Source organism: Kitasatospora sp. NPDC001225 (assembly GCF_053597855.1).
The window spans coordinates 1-4,643 of sequence record NZ_JBSFJC010000270.1; the positions used below are offsets into that span (position 1 = coordinate 1).

The 4,643-nt window shown below is 76.0% G+C and carries 5 protein-coding genes; 3 read left to right on the plus strand and 2 right to left on the minus strand.

All coding sequences use genetic code 11. The annotated features are described in order from the left end of the window. Positions 1 to 136 precede the first annotated feature (136 nt). Positions 137 to 997 carry a PP2C family protein-serine/threonine phosphatase gene (locus tag ACWDCZ_RS38875; RefSeq protein WP_449818420.1) on the plus strand — a complete coding sequence of 287 codons (861 nt, stop codon included), beginning with the start codon at positions 137 to 139 and terminating at the stop codon, positions 995 to 997. A 7-nt stretch (positions 998 to 1,004) separates the two neighbouring features. Here ACWDCZ_RS38875 and ACWDCZ_RS38880 read toward each other — a convergent pair whose 3' ends face one another. Further along, entirely contained in the window at positions 1,005 to 1,745 is a 741-nt protein-coding gene (locus tag ACWDCZ_RS38880) for an MgtC/SapB family protein (protein WP_449818421.1), read from the minus strand. A 197-nt stretch (positions 1,746 to 1,942) separates the two neighbouring features. Beyond that, the gene (locus ACWDCZ_RS38885; protein WP_449818422.1) at positions 1,943 to 2,875 is read right to left on the minus strand and encodes an MBL fold metallo-hydrolase; all 933 of its coding nucleotides are present in this window, start codon (positions 2,873 to 2,875) and stop codon (positions 1,943 to 1,945) included. A 150-nt stretch (positions 2,876 to 3,025) separates the two neighbouring features. Here ACWDCZ_RS38885 and ACWDCZ_RS38890 point away from each other — a divergent pair, with 150 nt between their 5' ends. Further along, a complete protein-coding gene (locus tag ACWDCZ_RS38890; RefSeq protein ID WP_375873122.1) occupies positions 3,026 to 3,235 on the plus strand; it encodes a hypothetical protein in 210 nt (69 codons plus the stop codon). After that, on the plus strand, positions 3,222 to 4,643 hold a 1,422-nt coding region (locus tag ACWDCZ_RS38895), incomplete at its 3' end, for an amidase (RefSeq protein ID WP_449818423.1). The genes ACWDCZ_RS38890 and ACWDCZ_RS38895, both read left to right, overlap by 14 nt.

A 4,643-nucleotide genomic window follows, 5' to 3' on the forward strand; every position in this document is an offset into this window, starting at 1 on the left:
GGACCGGCTGCTGCCCGTCCTCCGGGTGCGGGTCCAGCCGGCGTTCAACGCCTCGACCATCGGCACCTAGGACGACCACGTCGCGATCTACCAGGGCATCTGGAGCAAGTCCCAGGGGATCGAGGACTTCCTGCTGGTGATCGCGGGGGCCGCCGTCTCGGTGCCGATCAGCATCTTCCGTGCCCGGGCCGCCGCCTACGTGCACCACCTCCAGGGCACGGCCGAGACCACCCGGCAGGTGGTGCTGCGCCCGGTGCCGCCGGGCTGGGGCGGGGTGGACTCGGCGGCGCGCTACCTGGCCGCGGACGTCGAGGCCCGGGTGGGCGGCGACTTCTACGACGTGCTGGCCACCCCGTTCGGGGCGCGGGTCATCCTCGGCGACGTCCAGGGCAAGGGCCTGCCGGCGGTCTCCGCGGCGGCGGCCCTGGTCGGCTGCTTCCGGGAGGCCGCCTTCCACGAGGCGGACCTGGCCACCGTCGCGTCCTGGCTGGAGGAGCGGCTGCACCGGCAGAACCTGCTGGCGGAGCGGCTGGGGGAGCAGGAGGAGCGGTTCGCCACGGCGGTGGTCGTCTGGTTCCCGGCCGACGCGCCGGGGGAGGTGGAGGTGGTCAACTTCGGCCACGACAGCCCCCACGTCCTCGGCCCCGCGGGGGTGCGCCAGCTGCCGCCGGGCAACGGCGCGCCGCTCGGGCTGGCCCAGCTGGCCGGCGGGCTGCCGGAGGTCCGGCGGCTGAGCCTGGGCCCGGAGGAGACGGTCCTGATCGTCTCGGACGGGGTGACCGAGGCCCGCGACCGGACGGGTGCCTTCTTCGCCCTGCGCGACCACCTGGAGCGCCTGGCCGCCGTCCCCGGGGCGGTCGACCCCGGGCGCCTGGTCGACGAGGTGGCGGCCGAGGTCCTCCGGCACACCGGCGGCCGGTTGACGGACGACACCGCCCTGCTCGCCGTCCGGACGCCCCCGGTGGCGCCGGCGGTGCCGGCCGGGTCGGCGGACTGAGCCGGCCTCAGTCCTCGGCGTGGCTGACCGCGCAGGTCAGGACGCCCGGGAGGCGGGCCAGTTCGGCGGTGAGGGCGGACAGGTCCCCCCGGCCGTGCACGGTGAGGTGCACCTCCGCGATCCGCTCGTCGACACCGCCGCCGCCCTCGTCGGGCGGCCCGGCCCGGTCCACGGTCGCCAGTTCGGCCACGGCGAACCCCGCGGCGGTGATCCGGGCGAGCAGCAGCCGCAGCAGGCCGTTGCCCTCGGTGTAGGTGACGTGGCAGCTGACCGGGCGGGTGCGCAGCCTCGGCAGCCGGTGGGTGAGCGGCCGCAGCACGTAGCCGACGAAGAAGTAGGCGGCGGTGGCCGCGGTGGCGAGCAGCGGCAGTCCGGCGGCCGCCGCCGTGCCGATGGCGGCGGTCAGCCAGACGGTGGCGGCCGTGGTCAGCCCCCGGATCGAGCCGCGCTGGACGAAGATCACCCCGGCGCCGATGAAGCCCAGCCCGGAGACGATCTGGGCGGCCATCCTGGACGGGTCCAGGGTGACCACGCCGGACTGGACCACGTCGCTGAAGCCGTACTTGCTCACCAGGGTGAAGAGCGCAGCCCCGAGGCCGACGACGGTGTAGGTGCGCAGTCCGGCGGCCTTCTGTCTGATCTCCCGTTCCAGCCCGATCGCGCTGGCCAGGACCAGGGCGATGGCGAAGTCGGTGAAGTGGACCCATCCTTGCCCGAAGGGCTCGACGAACGCTCCCAGCGTCCTCAACTCCTCCTGCCGTCTCAATCGTCCCGCCCGCCCCCGGGAGGGCGGGCACCGATCCCGGTTCGGCGAAGCGGGTGCCGTCGAGCCTACGGTTCATCAGACGATCGGACCGGCGCTCGGATGGGCCGACTTGACGGTCAGGGGGTCGAGCGGAGGCGAACCGACGGCGCGCCGGCTCGGCGGCCCCGTCCGGTGCGCACTCACCGCGCTCCGTCGGCGCCGACGGGCGGGCCGCTCTCCCCAGCCGTCGGGGGCACGGGCCGCAGCCGGTAGGCCTCCCCGTCGGCGAGGACCCGGCCGGCGGTGGGCGGGGCGAAGTGGGTGCCGAGCAGCAGGGTGTCGGTACCGGCGAGGGAGGCGAGCAGTTCCCGGCGGGTGGCGGCGGACCGCCGGGGGTCGATGTCGACGCAGGCGCCGATGGCGGGGTGGGCGAGCTGCACCGGGTGGTGGAGGCAGTCGCCGGTGATCAGCGCCGTCCGGCCCCGGCTGGTCAGTTCGACGGCGACGTGCCCCGGGGTGTGGCCGGGGGTGGGGAGCAGGCGCAGGCCGGGGACGATCCGCAGGCCCTCGGCCGGGACGTCGACCAGGTCCAGCAGGCCGGCCCGCTCGACCGGGAGCACCGAGTCGCGGAACAGCTGGGCGCGCGCCTCGTCCATGGGGTACCCGGCCCAGAACTCCCGCTCGGCGCGGGTGGTGAGGTAGCGCGCGCCGAGGAAGGTGGGCTCCCACGCGCCGTCCACCTGCCGGGTGTTCCAGCCGACGTGGTCGGCGTGCAGGTGGGTGAGGACCACCAGGTCGACGGAGTCCGGCGGGAAGCCGGCGGCGGCCAGGCGCTCGGGGTAGTCGGTGCGCAGGTCGTGCCAGGCCGGGTTGGCCCGCTGCTTGCCGTTGCCGATGCCGGTGTCGACGAGGACGCGCAGCCCGTCCACGACGACGGCGAAGCTGTGGCTGTCCAGGCGCAGCACGCCGTCGGCGTCGGCGAAGTCGGGGCGCAGCCAGTCCTGGCCGGCCACCAGCTCGGGGGTGGCGTCGGGCAGCAGCCACGGTCCGGTGGCGGGCGGCAGCGGGACTTCGTCGACGCGGTGGACGGTGAGGTCGCCGACCGTCCAGGAGGGGGTAGGGGTGTTGGGCATGGGGCGGCTCCTCCGCTGCAAAAGCCATTCGTTTGCGTTAACGCGACCATAGAACCTACAGTCTCACTAACGCAAACCCTTAGCTTTTGGCGGGGATGCCTCGTGGTGCCTCGCACCACCCCCGCCACGCCCACGACCAGGAGCGCATCCATGTCCAATGCGGAGCTCACCCCGCCCGAGGCGGCCCGCCGGGCCGCCCGGGCCGGGCTCGACCTGCCGGCCGACCGGCACGCCGCGGTGGCGGCCACCGCCGAGCACATCCGGTCCGTCGTCGCCGTCCTGCGGGAGCTGGACCTCGGGGACACCCCGCCCGCCGCCGCCTTCCGCGCGGAAGGGGGGCGCCCCGATGCAGCCGTATGAACTGACCATCGCCGCCGCCTCGGCGCGGATCCGGGAGCGGCGGCTGTCCCCCGTCGAGCTGGTCGACTCCGTCCTCGGCCGCATCGACCGGGTGGAGCCCCACCTCGGCGCGTACGTCGCCGTCGCCGCCGAACAGGCCCGCGACGCGGCGCGCGAGGCCGAGCGGGAGATCGCCCGGGGCCGGTACCGGGGGCCGCTGCACGGCGTCCCGGTCGGGCTCAAGGACCTGATCGACGTCGCCGGATCGCCCACCACCGCGAGCTCCCGGGTCCGGGACGGCCACCGCGCGGCCGCCGACAGCACCGTCGCCGCCCGGCTGCGGGCCGCCGGCGCGGTCCTGGCCGGCAAGACCCACACCCACGAGTTCGCCTACGGCCTGACCACCCCGCAGACCGCCAACGCCTGGGACCGCGAGCGGGTCGCCGGCGGCTCCAGCGGCGGGTCCGCCGTCGCGGTGGCCGCCGGGGCGGCGACCTTCGCCCTCGGCACCGACACCGGCGGCTCCATCCGGGTGCCCGCCGCGCTGAACGGGGTGGTCGGCCTCAAGCCGACCTACGGGCTGGTGCCCCGCCACGGCGTCACCCCGCTGTCCTGGTCGCTCGACCACGTCGGCCCGATCACCCGCACCGTGGAGGACGCGGCCCTGGTCCTGGCCGCCCTCGCCGGGCACGACCCGCGCGACCCCGCCTCGGTGGCCGCCCCCGCCGTCGACTACCGGCCGGAGCGGGAGCCGGACCTGACGGGCGTGCGGATCGGCGTGCCGGTCAACCACTACGTCGACCACGTCGACCCGGAGGTGGCGGCCGCTGTCCGCCACGCCGTCGCGCGGCTGGAGGCGCTCGGTGCCCGGCCCGTCGAGGTGGAGGTCCCGCTGGCCCGCTACCTCCTGCCCACCCTGTGGGGCCTGGTGGCGCCGGAGGCCTCCGCCTACCACGCCCGCACCCTGCGCACCGCCCCCGAGCTGTACCAGGCGGATGTCCGGGTCCTGCTGGAGGCCGGCGAGCTGATCGACGCGGGCGACCACCTGCGCGCCCAGCGCGCCCGGACGCTGATCCGCGACGCGTGGGCACGGGTCCTGGAGGAGGTCGACGTGATCGCCGCCCCGACGGTGCCGACCACGGCGGTCCGGGCCGGCCAGGAGACGGTCACCTGGCCGGACGGCACCTCCGAGGGCGTCGCCGACGCCTACGTCCGGCTCTGCGCCCCGGCCAACGTCACCGGCCTGCCCGCCCTGACCGTCCCGGCCGGCCACGACGCGGCGGGCCTGCCGATCGGCCTGCAACTGCTCGGGCGGCCCTTCGACGAGCGCACGCTGCTGCGGGTGGGCCACGCCTACGAGCGCAGGTCGAGCGCCGCATCGACGCGCCGGGCGAGGCCCGTGGCGGAGCCGTCGGGCTTGTCGTCGTCC

What these genes read in the sequence shown, in the direction of transcription:
- ACWDCZ_RS38885 (WP_449818422.1), bottom strand. Translation starts at nt 2,875, where the DNA reads ATGCCCAACACCCCTACCCCCTCCTGGACGGTCGGCGACCTCACCGTC.
- ACWDCZ_RS38890 (WP_375873122.1), top strand. Translation starts at nt 3,026, where the DNA reads ATGTCCAATGCGGAGCTCACCCCGCCCGAGGCGGCCCGCCGGGCCGCC.